This is a genomic window from Actinosynnema sp. NPDC037264 (assembly GCF_055603705.1).
Map to the genome: position 1 here is coordinate 8,748 of NZ_JBVJVK010000118.1, position 237 is coordinate 8,984.

The following is a 237-nucleotide window of genomic DNA, read 5'->3' on the forward strand; positions in this document are numbered from 1 at the left end:
CCTCCCTCGGGTTCCCCCACAACGGGCGGGACGCGCCCCCCAACCCTCGTCCCGCCCCCCCCGGCTCCCGCGTGGTTCGACTCCCGGGTCAGCGCTGCAGGGTCAGCACGCCCGGTCGGTAGGGCAGGAGGCCGTAGTCCACGCCGTCGGAGCTGGGGCTGCGGCCTTGGTAGAGCAGTTGCAGGTTGCAGGGGTCGATGGTCTTGGTCTGGTCGGGGTTGGTGCGGATCAGGTCAC

1 protein-coding gene is annotated in these 237 nt (G+C 71.7%); it reads right to left on the reverse strand.

The window, feature by feature from the left end:
* Window positions 1-88: 88 nt before the first annotated feature.
* Window positions 89-237: non-reducing end alpha-L-arabinofuranosidase family hydrolase (locus ACZ7GX_RS45265; protein WP_498786852.1), on the reverse strand; the 149-nt coding region annotated here is incomplete at its 5' end.